The organism is Micromonospora sp. A3M-1-15 (assembly GCF_024213425.1).
GTDB lineage: Bacteria > Actinomycetota > Actinomycetes > Mycobacteriales > Micromonosporaceae > Micromonospora > Micromonospora chersina.
Window position 1 is genome coordinate 639683 of the sequence record NZ_JANAVK010000002.1, and the last position, 20195, is coordinate 659877.

Sequence of the window (20195 nt, forward strand, 5' to 3'; positions counted from 1 at the left end):
GGCCCGTCAGTCCTCGGCGGAGTCGTCAGTGCCCTCGGTGAGGGTGTCGTGCACGCCGTCCGCGTAGCCGCGGGCGTAGTCCCAGCTCACGTAGTGGTCCGGATCGGGGTCGTAGGCCGGCTCGTGCACCCGGGGCCGCCCCGAGTTGAGCAGGTGGCGCAGGTTGCCCCGGAGCAGGTCCCAGTCGAAGTAGTGCGGCTCGCGGCAGTCCTCGCACTCGATCACCAGGCCGCGGACCCCGATCGGCTGGAGCAGGGCCTGGTAGATCTCCAGGTCGGCGAGATCCTCCAGGACGTCTTGCCGCTCGACCTCGGTCAGCGGGTCGAGCGGGTCGGCCTCGCGCGGGTCGTGCAGGCCGGCAGCCGGATCGGCCGGGTCGCCGTTGAACGGGTCGATGGGCTCGTCGTGCACCCCCTCACCGTAGTCCCCGACCCCCCGGAAAGTCCGCCCCCGGCGCTCCCTGTGGCGCCGCCTACCCCGGCCCGCCGCTGCCGGGGGCGGCGCAGCTCAATGGGTACGATGAAGCGACGCGCCGTCACGCCGGCGTGCGCCGGTGCCCGCGCGCGCCGCCTCGCTGCAGCCCGCCCGACCAGCTCATGGGGAGCAATCGTGGAGAATTCGCCCAGCACCGAGATCCCGGCCGGCCGCGACGGCGGTGAGCTGGGCGGCCATCTGCCCGAGCTGCCCGCCGGCTCGGCCCGGGTGGTGCCGCTCGGGCTGACCTTCGACGACGTGCTCCTCCAGCCGGGCGAGTCGGACGTCGTGCCGAGCCGGGTGAACACCCGCACCATGCTCACCCGCCGCATCGAGCTGAACGTCCCGCTGCTGTCCAGCGCCATGGACACCGTCACCGAGGCCCGGATGGCGATCGCCATGGCCCGCCAGGGCGGCATCGGCGTGCTGCACCGCAACCTCTCCGTTGAGGACCAGGCGCTCCAGGTCGACCTGGTCAAGCGCTCCGAGTCCGGCATGATCACCAACCCGGTGACCGCCAGCCCGGACGACACGCTCCGCGAGGTCGACGCGCTCTGCGGCCGCTACCGCATCTCCGGCGTGCCGGTGGTCGACGGGCAGGGCGAGCTGGTCGGCATCGTGACCAACCGCGACATGCGCTTCGTCTCCGACCCGGCCACCCCGGTCCGCGACATCATGACCCGGACCCCGCTGATCACCGCCCCGGTCGGGGTGCGCAAGGACGAGGCGCTGTCGCTGCTCCGCCAGCACAAGGTGGAGAAGCTGCCGATCGTCGACGAGACCGGCAAGCTGCGCGGGCTCATCACGGTCAAGGACTTCACCAAGAGCGAGCAGTACCCGAACGCCACCAAGGACGAGGCGGGCCGGCTCCGGGTCGCCGCCGCGGTGGGCGTCGGCGAGGACGCGTACAAGCGGGCCCGCACCCTGGTCGACGCCGGGGTGGACGTGCTCATCGTCGACACCGCGCACGGCCACCAGCGGGCCGTGCTGGAGATGGTCGCCCGGCTCAAGAAGGACGTCGCCATCGACATCGTCGGCGGCAACATCGCCACCTACGCCGGCGCGAAGGCGCTTGTCGACGCGGGCGCCGACGGCATCAAGGTGGGCGTCGGCCCGGGCGCCATCTGCACGACCCGGATCGTGGCCGGGGTGGGCGTCCCGCAGATCACCGCGATCATGGAGGCGTCCCGGGCGGCCCGCCCGGCCGGCGTGCCGGTGATCGGCGACGGCGGCATCCAGTACTCGGGCGACATCGCCAAGGCCCTCGTGGCCGGCGCCGACACGGTGATGCTCGGCAGCCTGCTGGCCGGCTGCGAGGAGAGCCCGGGCGAGCTGATCTTCATCAACGGCAAGCAGTACAAGGCGTACCGGGGGATGGGCTCGCTCGGCGCGATGCAGTCGCGGGGCCAGGGCAAGTCCTACTCCAAGGACCGCTACTTCCAGCAGGACGTGCTCGCCGAGGACAAGCTGGTCCCCGAGGGCGTCGAGGGCCAGGTGCCCTACCGGGGCCCGCTCGCCCAGGTCGCCCACCAGCTCACCGGCGGCCTCCGCGCCGCCATGGGGTACGTCGGCGCCGAGAGCATCCCCGAGCTGCACCGGCGCGGCCAGCTCATCCGGATCACCGCGGCCGGCCTCAAGGAGAGCCACCCGCACGACATCCAGATGACCGTCGAGGCGCCCAACTACCACTCCCGCTGACCCACCACCCCCAAACCACCTGGAGTCCCCCATGCGTGACGTGGTCGAGATCGGGCTGGGCAAGACCGCGCAGCGCGGCTACCACCTTGACGAAATCGCCATCGTGCCGAGCCGCCGCACCCGGGACGTCGACGACGTCTCCACCGCGTGGCAGCTCGACGCCTACCAGTTCGGCATCCCCTGCGTCGGGCACCCCTCCGACGCGACCATGAGCCCCTCCTCGGCGGTGCGCCTCGGCCAGCTCGGCGGCCTCGGCGTGCTCAACGTCGAGGGCCTCTGGACCCGCTACGAGAACCCGGCCAAGGTGCTGGAGGAGCTGGCCGGCCTGGACGAGGACGCCCGGGCCACCAAGCGGCTCCAGGAGGTCTACGCGGAGCCGATCCGTCCGGACCTCATCGCCGAGCGGGTCCGCGAGCTGCGCGCCGGGGGCGGCACGGTGGCCGTCCGGGTCTCCCCGCAGCACACCCTGGCGCTCGCCCCGGTGATCCTCGACGCCGGCGTGGACATCCTGGTCATCCAGGGCACCATCGTCTCCGCCGAGCACGTCTCCACCACCGACGAGCCGCTGAACCTCAAGGAGTTCATCGCCGACCTCGACCTGCCGGTCATCGTGGGCGGCTGCACCGACTACAAGACCGCGCTGCACCTCATGCGCACCGGCGCGGCCGGCGTGATCGTCGGCATCGGCGGCGACGACTGGTCCACCACCGAGTCGGTGCTCGGCATCCGGGTGCCGATGGCCACCGCCATCGCCGACGCCGCCGCGGCCCGCCGCGACTACCTCGACGAGACCGGCGGCCGGTACGTCCACCTCATCGCCGACGGCGACATGCAGACCTCCGGCGACATCGCCAAGGCCCTCGGCTGCGGGGCGGACGCCGTGATGCTCGGCGAGCCGCTGTCGCTCTGCGAGGAGGCCCCGGCCGGCGGCGCCTGGTGGCACTCGGCCGCCAGCCACCCGTCGCTGCCGCGCGGCGCGTTCGAGGCGGCCGGCGAGCCGCTCGGCTCGATGGAGAAGCTGCTCTTCGGCCCGGCCGACGAGCCGGACGGCCAGCTCAACCTCTTCGGCGGGCTGCGCCGCGCGATGGCCAAGTGCGGCTACCGCGACCTCAAGGAGTTCCAGAAGGTCGGCCTGGTCCTCGACCGCTGACGCGATGATCGACCGACGGCGCGGGTGCGGATTCCGATCCCACCCGCGCCGTCGCGCGTCTAGGCTCGGCGGATGACGCGGGGCCGACGGTGGTGCGTGGCGGCGCTCGCCGTCGCGCTGCTGGCCGGGGGCTGCACCGGCGACGACGGGCGGTTCCGTCCGGGCGCCGCCGACGTGGGGGACCCGTACGTGCCGGGGGCCGGCAACGGCGGTTACGACGTCGGGCACTACGCGCTGAAGGTCCGCTACGACCCGGCCGACGACCGGCTGACCGGCGAGGCCGTTCTGACCGCCACCGCCACGAAGGCCCTGTCCCGGTTCCAGCTCGACCTGGCCGGCCTGACCGTCGACCGGGTACGCGTCGACGGCGCCCCGGCGAAGCACCGGCGCGACGGCGCCGAGCTGGTCGTCACCCCCGAGCACGGCCTGCCGGCCGGGCAGCGGTTCACCGTCGACGTGACCTACGGCGGGGTGCCGCACCCGCTGCCCAGCGCGGAGCTGGGCGACGGGGGCTTTCAGGCCACCCCCGACGGGGCGATCGCGCTGGGCCAGCCGGAGTCGGCGAGCACCTGGTACCCGGTCAACGACCACCCCTCGGACAAGGCCACCTACGACATCGAGGTGACCGTCCCGGACGGGCTCGCCGCGCTGAGCAACGGGGTGCCGGAGGGGAAGCGGAGCACGGGCGGCTGGACCACCTGGCGCTGGTCCGAGGGCAGCCCCATGGCCAGCTACCTGTCCACCCTGGTCATCGGCGACTACCGGGTCACGACCGGCACCCACGCCGGGAAGCCGATCGTCACCGCGGTCGCCGCCGCGCTGCCCGCGGACGGGCCGGCCGCCGCCTCGGTGGCCCGCACCGGCGAGATCGTCGACTTCCTGTCCGGCCGCTTCGGGCCGTACCCGTTCGACGCGTACGGCGGGATCGTGGTGGCCGACGACCGGATCCGGTACGCGCTGGAGACCCAGTCCCGGCCCGTCTACGGGCCCGGGTTCTTCCGGGGCACCCGGCCGAACACCGAGGTGGTCGCGCACGAGCTGGCCCACCAGTGGTTCGGCGACAGCGTCTCGGTGGCCCGGTGGAGCGACCTGTGGCTCAACGAGGGCTTCGCCACGTACGCGGAATGGCTCTGGGCGGAGCACGACGGCGGGCGCACCGTCGAGCGGGCCTTCGCCGACCGGTACGGGGTCACCGACTGGAGCAAGCCCTCGGTGGACCCGGGCCGGGCCGCGATGTTCGGCGACGCGGTCTACCAGCGCGGCGCGCTGGCCGTGCACGCGCTGCGCCGCGCGGTCGGCGACGCGAGCTTCTTCCGCATCCTGAGCGGCTGGCTGGCCGAGCGGCGCGACGGCACCGCCACCACCGCGGACTTCGTCGGGTACGCCGAGCGGACGGCCGGGAAGCCGCTGCGCGCGCTGTTCGACGCCTGGCTGGTCGGGGCGACCGCGCCGGCCCTGCCGTGACGCGGACGTGATCGATCCTGGGTAGGCTGCCGCGGGCGGCGCGGCCCCGGGCAGGGCCGCGACGGTTCTGCTCCGGAAGGGGATCGAGGCGATGGCGCGGCGCGGCGGACGACGACGGCTCGGGCTGCTGACCTGCGGAGCACTGCTGCTCGCCGGCTGTGGCTCCAGCGAGCCGGACCGGGCGACGCCGGCGCTCACCGCACCCGGCCCGACGGCCGAGCGCAGCTTCGCGCCGGGCGGTTCCGGCGCCGGCGACCCCTACTTCCCGAGCTACGGCAACGGCGGCTACGACGTCGCCCACTACACGGTCAAGGTGCGCTACGACCCGGCGACCGACCGGCTCACCGGCACCACGACCGTGCGGGCCACCGCGACGGCCGACCTGTCGGCGTTCAACCTGGACCTGGCCGGGCTGACCGTGCGGTCGGTCACCGTGGACGGGGCGAAGGCCGGCCACACCCGGGCCGACGACGAACTGGTCGTCACCCCGGCCACCGGCCTCACCTCCGGCAACGGCTTCGTCGCCGAGATCCGCTACGACGGCCGGCCGGCCGCGCTCGACAACGACGTGCTCGGCGAGGGCGGCTGGCTGCACACCGCCGACGGGGCGATCGCGCTGGGCCAGCCGGAGTCCGCGAGCACCTGGTACCCGGTCAACGACCACCCCTCCGACAAGGCCACCTACGACTTCGAGATCACCGTGCCGAAGGGGCTCACGGCGGTCAGCAACGGGGTCCCGAAGGGACGCAGCACCTCGGGTGCCTGGACCACCTGGCGCTGGTCCGAGGGCGCCCCGATGGCCAGCTACCTGACCATGGTGGCGATCGGGAAGTTCCGCGTCACCACCGGCGAGCACAAGGGACGGCCGGTGTACAGCGCGGTCACCGTCCAGGTGGCCGACGGCGCGCCGGACCGGTCGATCGCGCGGACCGTCGAGGTGGCCGACTACCTGGAGAGCATCTTCGGGCCGTACCCGTTCGACGCGTACGGCGGGGTGGTGGTCGCCGACGACCGGATCCGGTACGCGCTGGAGACGCAGTCCCGGCCGGTCTACTCGGCCGGGTTCTTCCGGCAGGGCGACAACACCGGCGTGGTCGCGCACGAGCTGGCCCACCAGTGGTACGGCGACAGCGTCTCGCTCCAGCGCTGGCAGGACATCTGGCTCAACGAGGGGCTGGCCACGTACGCGGAGTGGCTCTGGGCCGAGCACGCCGGGGAGTCCACCGTCCAGCGCACCTTCGAGCAGAAGTACGCGAGCGCGTCGAGCCAGGTGTGGCGTACCCCGCCGGGGAAGCCGGGGGTGGCGAACCTGTTCGGCCGCTCGGTCTACGACCGGGGTGGGATGACCGTGCACGCGTTGCGGGTGGCGATCGGCGACAGCGCCTTCTTCACCGTCCTGCGCACCTGGGCGGCGGAGAAGAAGAACGGCAACGCCAGCACCGACGAGTTCGTGGCGCTCGCCGAGCGGGTGTCCGGCAGGAAGCTCGGCAAGCTCTTCGACGCCTGGCTCTACGGGACGGAGCGCCCGCCGGCCCCCAAGCCCCTCTGACTCAGTTCTTCACCCGCAGCGACGGGTGCGCGGCCAGGTACGCGTCGGCGTCGCCGCCGCGCAGCGCGGCCAGGAAGTCGCGGCCCACCGGGAGCAGTTGCTCGCCCCGGTAGGACCCGCTGCTGCCCACCGCGTCGCCGGGGAGGCCGACCAGGACGAACTTCTCCGCCGGCAGGCCACCCAGGGCGTACGCGAAGTCGACCAGCCGGCGGCCGCCGCCGACGTACACCAGGGTCTTGCCGAGCGCGGCGACCACCTGCTCGACCCGGTCCGGGTCGCGGGCCAGCCCCTGGTCGAGGATCTTCCGGGCCAGCGCCCGGATGAGCTGCTGCTGGTGCCGCTGCCGGGTGTAGTCGCCGCCGGCCGTGTAGCGCTGGCGGGCGTAGTCCAGCGCCTGCCAGCCGGTCAGGTGCCGGTTGCCCGGCTGGTAGACCATCTGCGGCCCGGTGTAGGTGCTGCCGGACCGGTCCCGGTAGCGCCCGTCCGGCCGGCGGTGGATCGAGGCGACCCGCTGGTCGACGTAGAGGTCCACGCCGCCGAGGGTGTCGACCAGCTTGTCGAAGCCGCCGAAGGTGATCACCGCGCCGGCGTCGATGCGCAGCCCGGTGTACCGGCTGACCGTGGTGCGCAGCAGCTCGTACCCCTGGGCCGTGCTGGGATGCGCCTTGTCGCCGGGGACCCGGCTGCCGTAGCTCATGGCGTGGGTGAGCTTGGTGTGGCCGCCCGGGTAACCGGCCTTCGGATAGGCCGGGATGTCGACCACCAGGTCGCGGGGAAGCGAGAAGAGGTACGCGCGCCCCAGCCCGGCCGGCACGTGCAGCACCAGCACGGCGTCGGCGTGCGGCTCCCAGCCCGGCACGCTGACCCGGGTGTCCACCCCGACGAGCAGCAGGTTGAGCGGCCCCTTCAGGTCGGCGCCGGGCGGCGGCGTGGGGCTGGTCGTCACGGGGGCCGGGGTGGTCGGCGTGGCGGACGGGCTCGGCGTGGCCGGGCCGGCGACCGGGCCGGGCGACGGGCGGGAGACCAGCCGCGTGGCCACCACCGCGCCGGCGCCCACCAGCACCACGGCCACCAGGGCGGCGAGCCCCAGCAGCCACCGTCGTCGCGTCATCGTGAACTCCTTCCCCGTCCACCACTCGACGCGTGACGGAGGTCCGTCGGTTGCGCGGGATTCCCGTGTCATCGAGCGCTCTGCATGATCTGCGAAAAACTCTTGCTGGCGCTATAGCTACCCGTCGGTAATGATGCGTGCATGCGGTACGACGTGGTCGTCATCGGTTCCGGATTCGGCGGCAGCGTTACGGCGCTCCGGCTCGCCGAGAAGGGATACACCGTCGGGGTCCTGGAGGCCGGCCGGCGCTTCGCCGACGACGAGTTCCCCCGGACCTCCTGGCGGGCCCGGCGCTTCCTGTGGGCCCCGAAGCTCGGCTGCTACGGCCTCCAGCGCATCACCCTGCTCCGCTCGGCCGACCGGAAGACCGGCGGCGGGGTCATGGTGCTCGCCGGCGCCGGGGTGGGCGGCGGCTCGCTGGTCTACGCGAACACGCTCTACGAACCGCTCGACGCGTTCTACGCCGACCCGCAGTGGCGGGACATCACCGACTGGCGCGACGAACTGGCCCGCCACTACGACCAGGCGAAGCGGATGCTGGGTGTCACCACGTACCCGATCGTCACCGGGGCGGACCGGGCCATGCGCGCGGTGGCCGAGCGGATGGGGGTGGGGCACACCTTCCACGCGACGCCGGTGGGCGTGCACATCGGCCGCCCCGGCGAGCGGGTGCCCGACCCGTACTTCGGCGGCGTCGGGCCGGACCGGACGGGTTGCAGCCACTGCGGCTCGTGCATGACCGGCTGCCGGCACGGCGCGAAGAACACCCTGGTGAAGAACTACCTCTGGCTGGCCGAGCGGCTCGGCGCGCAGGTCCACCCGCTCACCACGGTGACCGCCGTGCGCCCCGCCGCCGACGGCGGCTACGAGGTGCACACCGAGCGCACCGGCGCCTGGGTGCGCAAGCGCCGCCAGGTGATCCACGCCGGCCAGGTGGTCTTCGCGGCCGGCGCGCTGGGCACCCAGCGGCTGCTGCACGAGATGAAGGCGACCGGCGCGCTGCCCCACCTGTCGCCTCGGCTCGGCGAGCTGACCCGGACCAACTCGGAGGCCATCCTCGGCGCCTCGGTCGGGCCCGCCCAGGCCCGGCGGCGCGGCCTCGACTTCACCGAGGGGGTGGCGATCACCAGCTCGTTCCACCCCGACCCGCAGACCCACATCGAGCCGGTCCGCTACGGCAAGGGCTCCAACGCCATGGGGCTGCTCCAGTCCCTGCTGGTCGACGGCGGCCCGCACCGGATCCGGCGCTGGCTGGGCAGCATCGTCCGGCAGCCTGCGCTGGCCGCCCGGATGCTCTCGGTGCGCGGCTGGTCCGAGCGCACCGTGATCGCCCTGGTCATGCAGTCGGCCGACAACTCGCTCACCACCAGCTACCGGCGGGGCCGGTTCGGCCGCCGGCTGGTCTCCGGCCCGGGGCACGGGGCGCCCAACCCGACCTGGATCCCGGCCGGCAACGAGGCGGTCCGGCTGCTCGCCGAGGAGATCGACGGCACGCCCGGCGGGGCGGTCACCGAGCCGTTCAACATCCCGATGACCGCGCACATCCTCGGCGGCGCGGTGATCGGCGAGGGCCCCGAGCGCGGGGTGGTCGACCCGTACCACCGGGTGCACGGCCACCCGGGGCTGCACGTGGTGGACGGCGCGGCCGTCTCGGCGAACCTCGGCGTCAACCCGTCGCTGACGATCACCGCGCAGGCCGAGCGGGCCATGTCGTTCTGGCCCAACAAGGGGGAGGAGGACCCCCGCCCGCCGCTCGGCGCCCCCTACCGCCGGCTCGCCCCGGTGCCGCCGAAGCAGCCCGCCGTCCCCGCCCACGCCCCCGCCGCGCTGCGCCCCTGAGCAGGGCGGCGCGCGACACACCGGGGCGCGGCCCGCGTCGGCGGTGACTGTCGGTAGGCTTGCTGCACATGAGCACGCCTCGCCCCGTCCTCGTGGTGGACTTCGGAGCCCAGTACGCCCAGCTCATCGCGCGCCGCGTCCGGGAGGCGAGGGTCTACTCGGAGATCGTCCCGCACTCGATGCCGGTGTCCGAGATGCTGGCGAAGGACCCTGCCGCGATCATTTTGTCCGGCGGCCCGTCCAGCGTCTACGCGCCGGACGCCCCGCAGATCGACGCCGGGATGTTCGACGCCGGGGTCCCGGTCTTCGGCATCTGCTACGGCTTCCAGGCCATGGCGCAGGCGCTCGGCGGCACCGTGGCGCGCACCGGCAACCGCGAGTACGGGGGCACCCCGCTGCACGCCCGCCCGGAGGCCGGCGTGCTCCTCCGCGACCTCCCCGACGACCTGCCGGTCTGGATGAGCCACGGCGACTGCGTCACCGAGGCGCCGGCCGGCTTCGCGGTCACCGCCGAGTCGGCGGGCGCGCCGGTCGCCGCGTTCGAGGACCTGACCGGCCGGCGGGCCGGGGTGCAGTTCCACCCCGAGGTCGGGCACACGGCGCACGGCCAGGAGATGCTCAGCCGCTTCCTCCACGAGATCGCCGGCATCGCGCCGACCTGGACGCCCGAGAACATCATCGACGAGCAGGTGGCCCGGATCCGGGAGCAGGTCGGCGACAAGGAGGTCATCTGCGGCCTCAGCGGCGGCGTCGACTCGGCGGTCGCCGCGGCGCTTGTGCACAAGGCCGTCGGCGACCAGCTCACCTGCGTCTTCGTCGACCACGGCCTGCTCCGTGCCGGCGAGGCCGAGCAGGTGGAGAAGGACTACGTCGCCGCCACCGGCATCAAGCTCAAGGTGGTCGACGCCCGCGAGCGGTTCCTCGGCGCGCTGGCCGGGGTGACCGACCCCGAGCAGAAGCGCAAGATCATCGGCCGGGAGTTCATCCGGGTCTTCGAGGCCGCCGCCCGGGAGATCGCCGCGCACGGCGACGTCGAGTTCCTGGTGCAGGGCACCCTCTACCCGGACGTCGTGGAGTCCGGCGGCGGCACCGGCACCGCCAACATCAAGAGCCACCACAACGTCGGCGGCCTGCCGGAGGACCTGAAGTTCGCCCTGGTCGAGCCCCTGCGCACGCTGTTCAAGGACGAGGTCCGCACGCTCGGCCTGGAGCTGGGGCTGCCCGAGGCGATGGTCTGGCGACACCCGTTCCCCGGCCCGGGCCTGGCTATCCGCATCATCGGCGCGGTCGACGAGGAGCGCCTCGCCGTGCTCCGCAAGGCCGACCTGATCGCCCGGCAGGAGCTCACCGCCGCCGGCCTCGACCGGGGTGTCTGGCAGTTCCCGGTGGTGCTCCTGGCCGACGTGCGCAGCGTCGGCGTGCAGGGCGACGGGCGCAGCTACGGGCATCCCGTGGTGCTGCGCCCGGTCTCCAGCGAGGACGCGATGACCGCCGACTGGTCCCGGCTGCCCTACGAGGTGGTGGCCCGGATCTCCACCCGGATCACCAACGAGGTCGCCGAGGTCAACCGGGTGGTCCTGGACGTGACCAGCAAGCCGCCGGGCACCATCGAGTGGGAGTGACGCCGGGTCAGGCCGCCGGCGGCATGGGCGGCGTCGGCGGAATCGGCGGCTGAGGCGCCGGCCGGGGCGCCGGCTCCGGCGTGGCCGGGGCCGCGTGCGGCGGGACGGGCGGCCAGCCGGGCGCGGTGCCGGGGGGATGCGGCCAGGCGGGCGCGCCCGCCGGCTCCTCGGGCATCAGGAACCACATGATCGGGTACGCCAGCGCGGCGAGCCCGCCGGTAAGCAGGGTGGCCACCGCGAAGGCCACCCGCACGAGGGTGGGGTCGACGGCGAAGTAGCGGCCGAGGCCGCTGGCCACGCCGGCGACCATCCGGTCGGTGACCGGCCGGCGGAGCTGCTTGTACGGGGCCTGGGAGGGGTGCGTGGAGGTCATGTGTCCACGGTCCCGCGCGGGCCGGCGGGCGACCTCGGTGACCGCCCGGAGTCATACCCTGACGCGTCCCTGAGGCGCCAGCTAAGAGTCAGGAATCTGACTCTTTTCGATGCGGGTAACGGCATCCGGGGAGAATTTCCTCCCGTGACCACCTTGCTGGAGCCGCTCCGCAGGATCGCGGCATACGCAGTTTGTGCAGATTCGGACGGCCGAGTGTTGCTGGTCCGCGCATCGGAGCGCTCCGGCACCCCCGGCACCTGGTCGCTGCCCGGCGGGGCGGTCGACCACGGCGAGGACCCCAAGCACACCGTCGTCCGGGAGACCGCCGCCGAGACCGGGCTCTCGGTCTCCGTGGCCGCCCTCCAGGACGTCCTCGCCGACATGCGGGCGCTGCCCGACCGCGGCATCACGATCCACACCGACCGGCTGCTCTACACGGTCTCGGTGCGGGGCGGGACGCTCGCCGACCGGGTCGACCGCCCCACCGACCTGGCCCGCTGGTTCACCCTCGACGAGGCCCGGGAGCTGCCGCTGCGCTCGTTCACCGCGCGCGCCCTGGGCCTGCCCACGGCCAGCGACGACATCGTGCCGGAAGAGGTCCCCGAGTTCCCCTCGTTCTACGCCGTCCCCGGCCCGGACGGCCTGCACCGGGCGCAGCGCTTCGCCGCGTACGCCGTGGTGACCGACCCGGAGGAGCGGGTGCTGCTCACCCGGGTCTCCGACGGCTACCCGGGCGCCGGCTGCTGGCACCTGCCCGGCGGCGGCACCGACTACGGCGAGCAGCCGGGCGCCGCGCTCATCCGGGAACTGGTCGAGGAGACCGGGCAGACCGGCCGCCTCGTCGAGCTGCTCGGGGTGGCCAGCCACCGGGACGCCGCCTCGCTGGGCCCGGAGGGCTACCCGATCGACTGGCACGGCGTACGCGCCTTCTACCGGGTGGTCGTCGACCAGCCCGCCCCGCCCACGGTGGCCGACGTCGGCGGCTCCACCTGCGAGGCCCGCTGGTTCCGCCGCGAGGAACTGGGCGCCCTCCCGACGGACCGCCTCACGGAGGTAACGGCCGAAGCAGTACACGCCGCCCACCTGCTCTAACCCCCACCCCACCCCCCGGGGCGCCCCCGCGCCCCCGTTTCGGTGATCATGAAGTTATTGCCACGACACGCCGTCCCGGCGGGCAATAAGTTCATGATCGACGGGGCGGGCGGGGCGGGGAGAGGAACGGTTGGTGGAGGAGCGGCGGCGGGTCGGGGCCTACGGGGTGCTGTCTGACGGGCTTGGGCGGGTTCTGCTGGCTCGGGGGTCCGATCGGTGTCCGTACCCGGGGGTGTGGCAGCTGCCGGGGGGTGGGATCGAGCACGCCGAGCATCCGGCGCGGGCCGTCGAGCGGGAGTTCGTCGAGGAGACCGGGCTGATTGTCGCCGCCGGCGCCGTCCGGGCCGCCGTCGCCGACGTGGCCGTCTTCCGGGCCGACGGTGTCGCGATGCACACCGACCGGCTGGTCTTCGAGGTCGAGGCGCGCGGCGGTGAGCTCCGGCCGGAGCCGAACGGCGGCAGCGACGAGGTGGGCTGGTTCACCCCGGACGAGGCGGCGGCCGTACCGCTGATGCCGTTCACCGCCGAACTGCTCGGGCTGCCGGTGTCGCCGCTGCCGGCGGACCTGCCCCGGGCGCTGCCGCCCGGGGCGGCCGTCCCGCCCGTCGACCGGCGGCAGCGCTTCGCCGCGTACGGGCTGGTCACCGACCCGGCCGGGCGGGTCCTGCTCACCATGATCGCCGACGGCTACCCGGGCGCCGGGAAGTGGCACCTGCCCGGCGGCGGCACCGACCACGGCGAGCAGCCCGCGGCCGGCCTGCTCCGCGAACTGGTCGAGGAGGCCGGCCAGCTCGGCCGGGTGGTCGACCTCATGGCCGTGGACAACCTGCACAACCCGGCCGCGCTCGGCCCGGAGGGCCGGCCGCTGGACTGGCACGGCGTCCGGGTGATCTACGACGTCCGGGTGGACGTCCCGACCGACGCGGTGGTGACCGAGCTCGCGGGCGGCTCCACCGCCCGGGCGGCCTGGTTCGCTCCCGAGCAGGTCAGCGGCCTGCGAATGACCGACGTGGCGGCCCGGGCAACCGGACATCGGGGGAGCTGACGCCCGCTCACCGAGCCACCGTGGGCCGCCTCCGGTACAGTCGGCTGTGGGGAATGGGCGACGAAAACGGGCGTTGAAGCCCGAGATGGGAATAAGAGAGCGGTTCGCGCGGTTAAGCGAGTTATAAGTACCGCCGGCAGCTATCGCCAACCCCCTATCCCCTGTGCAATGGTGTACTCCGCAAATGGGCTGCCGGGCCCGAAAGGTCCGGCACGAGACAGCCGGACACCCGCCCGCGTGGCGGTCACCCGATCCGGTGATGGAGGAAACGTGCCGAGAGCCCCATGGCGCCGGCGTCGTACGACTGACAGTCCGCGCCCCGCAGGGCGTCGCTGGGCGGGCCGGTTGCGCCGCAGCAGCACGTTCGCCCGCCAGGTGCTGCTGGTCCGGGTGGGCCGCCGGGACGGCGGCCCCGTCACCGGGACCGACCTGGTCACCCCCGACCACCGCTGGTCCGACCGCCAGCGTCTCCGCTACGGCCGCTACGACGCCGACGTCGAGGCCCCGCGGTACGACGCCGAGGTCGAGGCCGTGATGCCGGTCAGCCCGGCGCTCGGCCCGGCGGCGCCGGTCGACGAGTCGCCGGCGATGTCGATCCCGCTGCTGCCGGGCGAGCGCACCGCCGCCCGCCGGGCCAAGTTCGCGCTGGTCAACGCCTGCACCCTGAGCAGCCTCATGCTCGGCATGCTGGCGATCTTCCTGGCCATGCAGGGCGAGGTCCGGGTCGCGGCGCTCTGCCTGATCGCCTGCGTCGCGTTCGACGGGCTCGACGGGGCCCTGGCCCGCAAGCTCAACGTGGCCAGCCCGTTCGGCGCGCAGATGGACTCGCTGGCCGACATGTGCTCGTTCGGCCTCGCCGCCCCGGTCGTGGTCTACGCCTCGCTGGCCGGCTCGGTGCCGCCGGCGGCCGCCGCGGTCGCCTGCGCCCTGGTCGCGGCCTGCGCCGCGATCCGGCTCGCCCGGTTCAACGTCTCGCCCAAGGACGGCCGGTTCTTCTGCGGCGTGCCCACCACCATGGCGGCCGCCGTGCTGGCCCTGACCGTGGCGATCGGGCTGCCGGTCTCCGGGCTGGTCATGGTCGCCGGCGTGGCGCTGCTCGCCTTCGCCATGGTGTCCAGCTTCCCCTACGCGAAGCTCGCCCGGCTGGTGAAGCTGCCGCCGTGGCTCTGGCTGGCCCCGGTGGTCGGCGCGCTGGTCGACATCCGGCTCACCTTCGCCCTCGTGGTCGTGGGCTACCTGGTCAGCGGCCCGCTGCTGTGGCTGCACCAGCGCCGCACCGCCTGACCCGTACCACCGAAAAGGGGCGCCGCGAGAGCGGCGCCCCTTTTCGCGTCCCTGGGATCAGCTCCAGCGGGCGATGACCGTTGCGCCGCCGACGACCTTGTCGCCGGGGCCGACCAGCGGCTCGGCGGCGTCGGCCGGCAGGTAGACGTCGGTGCGCGAGCCGAACCGGATCAGGCCGAAGCGCTCGCCCCGGGCCAGCAGCGCGCCGACCGGCGCCCGCTGCACGATCCGGCGGGCGATCAGCCCGGTCCGCTGCGCCACGACGACCGTGCCGTGGTCGGTGTCCAGCACCGTGTACGCCGCCACGTTGTGCTCGGCGTCCGGCTTCATGGCGTTGACGAAGCCGCCGTCGGCGACGAAGTAGTCGACCACCTTGCCGGCCACCGGCGAGCGGTTGACGTGCACGTCCAGCACGGAGAGGAAAACGGCGATCCGCAGCCACTCCCCGTCGCCGAAGCGCTCGTCGTGCAGCCGCTGCACCGAGAGCACCTGGCCGTCCGCCGAGGCGACCACGGCCGACGGGTCCTCCGGCACGTCCCGCTCCGGGTCCCGGAAGAACGCGGCCACCGGACCGGCGGCCAGCGCCGGCAGCAGCCAGAGCTTGGACTTCGGCCGGGCGGCCCGGGCCAGCGCCGCCAGGCCGAGGGTGATGCCGGCCGCGGCCACGCCGTTCGAGTCGATGTGCATGCTCCGGGTCAGCGGCACGCTCGACGGCCGGTACGCCGGGGAGAGCGAGGCGGCCAGCGCCGCCGGCGCCGCGGTGAAGCGCAGGTGCTGCACGCGTACCGGTGGGGAGTTGCGCAGCACCAGGTCGGTGCGGACGCCGTGCAGCACTCCCTGCCGGTCCAGCTCGGCCCCGGCGCCCTCGGTGCGGAACAGCGGCGCGGCCACGCTCAGCACGCCCCCCTCGGCGAGGTACTTCGCCAGCCCGTCGACAGCGGTGCGGGCCTCCTCGGCGGTGCCGGCGAACGGCTCGGCCGCGACCACCACGGCGGCGGCGTCCGCCTCGGCGACGGTGTCGACCACGCGTACCCGGTCGGCGACCCAGCGGCCCTGGGCCGTCACGTGCGCGCGGAGCGCGGCCGCGGAGGCGCCCTCCGCCGGCACGACGGTGAGCCGGTCGCCGGGGAGCAGCGCCTCGATCGCCGCGGCCAGCACCGCGGACTCCGGGGTCGCGCCGACCAGCAGGCCGGCCTTCGCGTCGTTACGCCGGGCGAACTCGCTGACGAGGGTACGGGCGGCGCGCTCGCCGGCGCGGACCGCACCGGCGGGACCGGTGACGCGCACGGCGGGGGACTGGGTCATCTCGGACGGGCTCCTGACGAGGTAGAGACGGAAGGCGGGACCACCCGGGGGACCCGGCCGACCGGGCGCCCCGACCGCGACCGGTACGCCACGGGTGGGCCGGCCGACGGAGGCGAGATCTCCACCAGCCAGCATAGGCGGCGTCATCGGCGTGCCGCACCGTCGCGGTCAGCCCGGCCCGTCCCCGCCGGTACGCGGACCGCCCCCCGGCCGCTCCGCCCCCTCGTCGGCGGCCGGCAGCTCCGGGGTTGCCGGCCCAGCCGTGCCTGCGCGCTCCTCATCGACCGCCGGCAGCTCGCGGGTGGCTGGTCCGCCCGCGCCGGCCTGCTCGTCGACGGCCGGCAGCTCGCGGGTGGCTGGTCCGCCCGCGCCGGCCTGCTCGTCGGCGGCCGGCAGTTCACGGGTGCCGGCTCGCTCCTCGTCGACGGGCAGCTCGCGGGTCGCGGGTTCGGCCGGCTCCCGCTCGACCGGGAGCAGTTCGCGGGTCACCGGCTCGTCCGGAGCCCCCGGCGTGGCCGGTGACCAGCGCGGCTCCTCGTCGAACGGGCGGTCCTCCCGGGCCGCGAACGGGGTGTCGGTCACCGCGTCGGTGGCCCACTCGTCGGCCTCCTCAGCGGCCGGAGTGGAGCCGGCCGGCGTGCCCTCCTCGTAGGGGGCGGACACGGTGGCCTCCGCCGGTTCCGGCTCCGGGTGCCGGCCGGAGCGCATCGCACCGACCAGCCCGAGGAGTCCGATGAGGATCAGCGCGCCGGCCAGGAACCAGCCCACCGGAGGCAGCGCCAGCCCGAGGATCCGGGCCAGGAGCCACCAGGCGGACAGCCCGAGGAAGGCCAGCCCGAAGGCGAACGACACGATGTCGGTGCGGTGAGCCTTCACCGGGTCACCTCCAGGTTTCCGGCGTTCACGTGGACCAGCAGGCGCAGCGTTCCACCGCCGCGACCGTCCGGACCGAGGTCGGTGTTCTCCCACTGGCGGCCGTTCAGGCCGCCGGTGCGCCGGCCGAAGACGGTGGCGTCACCGGCGTTGACGTCGGCCACCGTGGTGACGTCGACGTTCGATGGCACGACCACCGTCGCCTTGCCGAAGTTGACCGCGACGGTCACCTGGGTGTCCTTCTTGTCGAAGTCGACGTTGCGCAGGTCGAGCACGGCGTCACCGAAGTTGTTCTCGTACCGGTCGGCCAGGTCCCGGTAGTCGGCCGGGGCCCAGGTGACGTTGCCGTCGATGCCGCGGACCCGGTCGTAGGAATCGGCGACGGTGGCGATGCCGAGCGCCGCCGCGGTCACCAGACCGAGTGCGATCAGCCAGCGGGCCCGGCCGAACCAGGTACCGACAAGCAGCCCGAGGCCGATGGTGGCCAGCACCGCCGCGAAGTAGCCGGCCGCGCCGACCGGGAAGACGTCGAGCAGGTCGAACATCGTCACCACGCCGAGCGCCAGGAAGATCAGCGAGAAGGTGATCGCGCCGAGCGCGGAGCGTTCCTTCGGCCGCTTCGGCGGCCGGGCCGGGCGGGCCGGCGGCGGCGGGGCGGGCGGGGTCGACCCGGCGTACGGGCCGTGCGGGGCGAACGGCGGCCGGTAGCCGCCCGGCGGCAGCGGCGCGCCCATCGGGGCGGGCGGCGGCACGGCGGCGGGCCCGCCGACGGGGAGGCCGGTGGTCGGCGCGGCGGACCAGGCCGGGGTCGGCTCGGTGACCGGCCACGCCTCGCCGGACCGGCTGCCCGGGACGGCCGGCGGGAATGCCACCGTGGGCTCCGGCTCGGACCAGGCCGGGCGGGCGGCGGTCGCCGCGGGCCAGCCGGCGGCGGAGACCGGCGCGGCCGGGTAGCCCGGCTCGGGCGAGACGGCCGGCGGGTATCCCGGTTCCGGCCGGGCAGCCGGCGGATAGTCCGGCTCGGGCCGGGTGGTCGGCGGGTATCCCGGCTCCGGTCGGGCAGCCGGCGGGTAGCCCGGCTCGGGCCGGGTGGCCGGCGGGCCGGTGACCGGCGGCTCGCCGGACCACGACACGGCCTCGGCCGCCGCGCCGGACCAAGGCGTCGACGGGGTCGCCGGTGGCGGAACCGGTCCGGCGGCGGCAGGCACGTCGGGGGCCGACGGCGCCGGCCAGGCCATCGGGGGCACCGGGCCCGGCGGTGGGCCGGGAGGGGCGCCGGGCGCCGCCATCCGGGCGGCCGGGCCGCGCTGGTCGCGGTTGAGCAGCAGCGCGCCGCCGATCAGGATCACGGCGCCGAGCAGGATCGCCCGGAACCCGTTGGTGACGACGTAACCGAAGCCGACCGCGACCACGATGCTGAGCACGATCACGGTGATCGGGGACATGCTGGACCGGCCCCGGCCGAGCATCGACTCCACGGGCGAGGCGGTGTCCCCCTCACCGGGGATGATCAGCCACGCGGTGACGTAGACCAGGATGCCGATGCCGCCGAAGAACCCCAGCACGGCCAGGAGCACCCGCCACAGCACCGGGTCGGTGTTGGTGGCCCGGCCGATGGCCGCGCAGACGCCGGCCAGGTAGCGGCCCTCCCGGGGGCGGACCAGCCCGTACCGCGAGGTGAAGCCGGCGCCGCCGGGCGGTGGGGCGTATCCGGCGGGCGGCGGGTCGGCGAAGGGCGCGCCGCCGGTGGGCGGCGGGGTGGCGCCGGCCGGCGGGGGCGCCGTGGTGTCGGCGGCGGTGGGCGCCGGCCCCGGCGGGGGTGGCGGTGGCCCGTCCTGTGCTGCCGCCCCGGGGCGGGGCGGACGGGCAGCGTCCTCGGTCATGCCTCCGATCCTGCTTCCCCGGCCGCCCGAGCGTCCTCAGGACCCGACCCTGACCCCACCCTGAGATCCCGGGACGGCGAATGTCCGGGGCGTCCCCGTGGTCCGGGGCGGTCCGGCCGTGTGACGATCGGGACGTCGGCCGCCGCCGACACGCCGTCCCCGACCCGGGAGCCTCCGATCAGCAGCACCGTGACCCCGCACCCCGCGCGCCTCTACCGGGCCACCGAGCACCGGCTGGCCGCGGGTGTGGCCGCCGGCCTCGCCGAACACCTGGGCATCTCGGTGCTCCGGGTCCGGGTGGCCTTCATGGTGCTGCTCGGGCTGAGCGGTCTCGGGCTGCTGCTCTACGCCGCCTTCTGGGCGGTGGTCCCGCCGCGGCCCGGCGACACCGCTGTCCCGCCCCGCCGCGACCTCGCCCAGCTGCTGCCCTTCGTGGCGATCGGGCTGGGCGTGCTGCTGCTCCAGGTCGTCGCCTTCGACTCGGTCGGCGCGGCCGGCACCGCCGGCTGGCTGGTCGCGATCATCGCGGTCGGCGCCGGGGTGATCTGGCACCAGTCCGCGCCGGAGCGCCGCCGGCAGTGGGGCGGCTCCATGGCGGTGCCCTGGCTCGGCGCCGTGGTGGAGGAGAGCGACCGGCGCTCGTTCGTGCTCCGCTTCATCGGCGGCGGGGTGCTCGTCGCGGTCGGCATCATCGGCGTGGCGGCGGTCTACTCGCCCGCGCAGAACTTCGACGCCGTGCTCAACGGCATCATCTTCGCCCTGGTCGGGCTGGCCGGGGTGGGCGTGGTGACCGGCCCGGTGCTCTGGCGCACGTGGAACCAGCTCCGCTCGGAGCGCGAGGGCCGGATCCGGGAGCAGGAGCGGGCCGAGCTGGCCGCCATGGTGCACGACCAGGTGCTGCACACCCTCGCCCTGATCCAGCGCAACGCCGCCGACGTCAAGACGGTGCAGCGGCTGGCCCGCGGCCAGGAGCGGTCGCTGCGGAACTGGCTCTACAAGCCGACCGCCTCGCCGACCGAGCGCTTCGCGGCCGCGCTGGAGCAGGCCGCCGCCGAGGTGGAGGACACCTTCGCGATCACCGTGGAGACGGTGGTGGTCGGCGACCGGGAGACCGACGAGCGGGTGGGGGCGCTGGTCGCCGCCGCCCGGGAGGCGCTGGTCAACGCGGCCCGGCACGCCGAGGTGCGGACCGTCTCGCTCTACGCCGAGGTGGAGCCGGACCAGGTGAGCGCCTTCGTCCGGGACCGGGGCAAGGGCTTCGACCCGGATACGGTGGAGGATCACCGGCACGGCGTCCGAGGTTCGATCGTCGGACGGATGAAGCGGCACGGTGGCCGGGCCGAGATCCGGTCCGAGCCGGGGGAGGGGACCGAGGTCCGGCTGATCCTCCCGATCAGCGGCTCCGGCTCCACTGCGGAAAGGGACAGATGACC

The 20195-nt window shown here is 74.6% G+C and carries 15 protein-coding genes and 1 pseudogene; 10 read left to right on the top strand and 6 right to left on the bottom strand.

The window, feature by feature from the left end; genetic code table 11:
- Nucleotides 1–6: 6 nt before the first annotated feature.
- Complete coding sequence (locus NLX85_RS12785) at nt 7–411, bottom strand: DUF5319 domain-containing protein (RefSeq protein WP_148429940.1); 405 nt, start codon at nt 409–411, stop codon at nt 7–9.
- 198 nt (nt 412–609) lie between these two features.
- Here NLX85_RS12785 and guaB point away from each other — a divergent pair, with 198 nt between their 5' ends.
- From guaB to NLX85_RS12805, 4 genes are all read left to right on the top strand, one after another.
- Nucleotides 610–2172, top strand: coding sequence for an IMP dehydrogenase (gene guaB, locus NLX85_RS12790; protein ID WP_254334747.1), 1563 nt, complete (start codon nt 610–612; stop codon nt 2170–2172).
- Nucleotides 2173–2203: 31 nt separating this feature from the next.
- The gene (locus NLX85_RS12795; protein WP_254334748.1) at nt 2204–3322 is read left to right on the top strand and encodes a GuaB3 family IMP dehydrogenase-related protein; all 1119 of its coding nucleotides are present in this window, start codon (nt 2204–2206) and stop codon (nt 3320–3322) included.
- Between the two features lie 72 nt (nt 3323–3394).
- The gene (locus NLX85_RS12800; protein ID WP_254334749.1) at nt 3395–4786 is read left to right on the top strand and encodes a M1 family metallopeptidase; all 1392 of its coding nucleotides are present in this window, start codon (nt 3395–3397) and stop codon (nt 4784–4786) included.
- A gap of 91 nt (nt 4787–4877) precedes the next feature.
- Entirely contained in the window at nt 4878–6335 is a 1458-nt protein-coding gene (locus tag NLX85_RS12805; protein ID WP_254334750.1) for a M1 family metallopeptidase, read from the top strand.
- Between the two features lies 1 nt (nt 6336).
- Here the strand turns inward: NLX85_RS12805 and NLX85_RS12810 are convergent, their stop codons facing one another.
- The gene (locus NLX85_RS12810; protein WP_254334751.1) at nt 6337–7446 is read right to left on the bottom strand and encodes an LCP family protein; all 1110 of its coding nucleotides are present in this window, start codon (nt 7444–7446) and stop codon (nt 6337–6339) included.
- Between the two features lie 141 nt (nt 7447–7587).
- Between NLX85_RS12810 and NLX85_RS12815 the strand changes: the two genes are divergently transcribed.
- On the top strand, nt 7588–9285 hold the full coding sequence (locus NLX85_RS12815) for an FAD-dependent oxidoreductase (RefSeq protein ID WP_254334752.1): 1698 nt from the start codon (nt 7588–7590) through the stop codon (nt 9283–9285).
- Nucleotides 9286–9353: 68 nt separating this feature from the next.
- Entirely contained in the window at nt 9354–10907 is a 1554-nt protein-coding gene (gene guaA / locus NLX85_RS12820; RefSeq protein ID WP_254334754.1) for a glutamine-hydrolyzing GMP synthase, read from the top strand.
- A gap of 7 nt (nt 10908–10914) precedes the next feature.
- Here the strand turns inward: guaA and NLX85_RS12825 are convergent, their stop codons facing one another.
- Nucleotides 10915–11280 carry a PspC domain-containing protein gene (locus tag NLX85_RS12825; protein ID WP_254334757.1) on the bottom strand — a complete coding sequence of 122 codons (366 nt, stop codon included), beginning with the start codon at nt 11278–11280 and terminating at the stop codon, nt 10915–10917.
- 144 nt (nt 11281–11424) lie between these two features.
- Here NLX85_RS12825 and NLX85_RS12830 point away from each other — a divergent pair, with 144 nt between their 5' ends.
- The 3 genes from NLX85_RS12830 to NLX85_RS12840 all read left to right on the top strand — a co-directional run bounded on the left by NLX85_RS12830 (nt 11425) and on the right by NLX85_RS12840 (nt 14701).
- Nucleotides 11425–12372 carry an NUDIX domain-containing protein gene (locus tag NLX85_RS12830; protein ID WP_254334759.1) on the top strand — a complete coding sequence of 316 codons (948 nt, stop codon included), beginning with the start codon at nt 11425–11427 and terminating at the stop codon, nt 12370–12372.
- A gap of 133 nt (nt 12373–12505) precedes the next feature.
- Nucleotides 12506–13417: an NUDIX hydrolase gene (locus NLX85_RS12835; protein ID WP_254334761.1), complete on the top strand. Its 912-nt coding sequence runs from the start codon at nt 12506–12508 to the stop codon at nt 13415–13417.
- Nucleotides 13418–13762: 345 nt separating this feature from the next.
- Complete coding sequence (locus NLX85_RS12840) at nt 13763–14701, top strand: phosphatidylcholine/phosphatidylserine synthase (protein ID WP_254334762.1); 939 nt, start codon at nt 13763–13765, stop codon at nt 14699–14701.
- Between the two features lie 57 nt (nt 14702–14758).
- On the opposite strand, the gene NLX85_RS12845 is transcribed toward NLX85_RS12840, so the two are convergent.
- The 3 genes and pseudogenes from NLX85_RS12845 to NLX85_RS12855 all read right to left on the bottom strand — a co-directional run bounded on the left by NLX85_RS12845 (nt 14759) and on the right by NLX85_RS12855 (nt 18762).
- A complete protein-coding gene (locus NLX85_RS12845; RefSeq protein ID WP_254334764.1) occupies nt 14759–16006 on the bottom strand; it encodes a phosphatidylserine decarboxylase in 1248 nt (415 codons plus the stop codon).
- Between the two features lie 600 nt (nt 16007–16606).
- A pseudogene (locus NLX85_RS33655) lies at nt 16607–16882 on the bottom strand (hypothetical protein); the annotation flags it as partial.
- A complete protein-coding gene (locus NLX85_RS12855) occupies nt 16879–18762 on the bottom strand; it encodes a PspC domain-containing protein (protein WP_254334765.1) in 1884 nt (627 codons plus the stop codon). The pseudogene NLX85_RS33655 and the gene NLX85_RS12855, both read right to left, overlap by 4 nt.
- 189 nt (nt 18763–18951) lie before the next feature.
- Here NLX85_RS12855 and NLX85_RS12860 point away from each other — a divergent pair, with 189 nt between their 5' ends.
- Nucleotides 18952–20193: an ATP-binding protein gene (locus NLX85_RS12860; protein ID WP_254335543.1), complete on the top strand. Its 1242-nt coding sequence runs from the start codon at nt 18952–18954 to the stop codon at nt 20191–20193.
- Nucleotides 20194–20195 lie beyond the last annotated feature (2 nt).

What these genes read in the sequence shown, in the direction of transcription:
- NLX85_RS12795 (WP_254334748.1), top strand. Translation starts at nt 2,204, where the DNA reads ATGCGTGACGTGGTCGAGATCGGGCTGGGCAAGACCGCGCAGCGCGGC.
- NLX85_RS12800 (WP_254334749.1), top strand. Translation starts at nt 3,395, where the DNA reads ATGACGCGGGGCCGACGGTGGTGCGTGGCGGCGCTCGCCGTCGCGCTG.
- NLX85_RS12805 (WP_254334750.1), top strand. Translation starts at nt 4,878, where the DNA reads ATGGCGCGGCGCGGCGGACGACGACGGCTCGGGCTGCTGACCTGCGGA.
- NLX85_RS12810 (WP_254334751.1), bottom strand. Translation starts at nt 7,446, where the DNA reads ATGACGCGACGACGGTGGCTGCTGGGGCTCGCCGCCCTGGTGGCCGTG.
- NLX85_RS12815 (WP_254334752.1), top strand. Translation starts at nt 7,588, where the DNA reads ATGCGGTACGACGTGGTCGTCATCGGTTCCGGATTCGGCGGCAGCGTT.
- guaA (WP_254334754.1), top strand. Translation starts at nt 9,354, where the DNA reads ATGAGCACGCCTCGCCCCGTCCTCGTGGTGGACTTCGGAGCCCAGTAC.
- NLX85_RS12825 (WP_254334757.1), bottom strand. Translation starts at nt 11,280, where the DNA reads ATGACCTCCACGCACCCCTCCCAGGCCCCGTACAAGCAGCTCCGCCGG.
- NLX85_RS12845 (WP_254334764.1), bottom strand. Translation starts at nt 16,006, where the DNA reads ATGACCCAGTCCCCCGCCGTGCGCGTCACCGGTCCCGCCGGTGCGGTC.
- NLX85_RS12855 (WP_254334765.1), bottom strand. Translation starts at nt 18,762, where the DNA reads ATGACCGAGGACGCTGCCCGTCCGCCCCGCCCCGGGGCGGCAGCACAG.